A 693-nucleotide genomic window follows, 5' to 3' on the forward strand; every position below is an offset into this window, starting at 1 on the left:
AGGCTTCTCGCTGGTGGCAACAAGTAGTCATTAGGCCGTTGGACCTCCTCCGGCACTGATTGTGCGCCGGGGGAGAGTCATCCAAGCTGGAAGATGCCGGCTGAGGGTTATGCGCGGGGCCCTATGCTAGCCGTTGGTTCACAGGCTGCGGTAGAGTGATTCATAATTCGCTGCGGAATCATCCCACGAAAAGTCCTGAACCATTGCTCGCCGCTGGACCCGAAGCCAGGTGGTCGCATCGCTGTAGAGTGCGCAAGCTTTCCGAACGCATTTGAGGAGTTCGGGTAACGTTGCTGCATCAAATACAAATCCGGTCGCCTTCTCTGCCTGAAGGTTTTCTGGAGTCACATCGAACACGGTGTCTGCCAACCCCCCCACTCGGCGCACGAGAGGCAACGTACCGTATCGCAAGGCATAGAGCTGTGTCAGCCCACAGGGTTCAAAACGCGACGGGACAAGAAAAACATCGGCGCCGGCCATGAAACGATGAGACATCACTTCGTCGTATCCGATATGCACGGCCACCATGCCCGGATTGTCCACAGCTGCGCGACGAAAACCAGCTTCCAGATTCTCATCTCCTGTTCCGAGAACAGCCAACTGGATACCCTCCTTGAGCAGGTCAGGCAAAGCAGCCAAGAGGAGATCCATGCCTTTTTGCGAAGTCAGCCTGCTGACGACGGCAAACAGTGG

1 protein-coding gene is annotated in these 693 nt (G+C 56.4%); it reads right to left on the reverse strand.

Annotated elements, in window-relative coordinates; genetic code table 11:
• Positions 1-138: 138 nt before the first annotated feature.
• Positions 139-693 (reverse strand): glycogen synthase (locus tag PROAA_RS08880; protein WP_186411007.1); only part of this gene is annotated, 555 nt, incomplete at its 5' end.

The sequence above is a fragment of the Candidatus Propionivibrio aalborgensis genome (assembly GCF_900089945.1).
Lineage (GTDB): Bacteria > Pseudomonadota > Gammaproteobacteria > Burkholderiales > Rhodocyclaceae > Propionivibrio > Propionivibrio aalborgensis.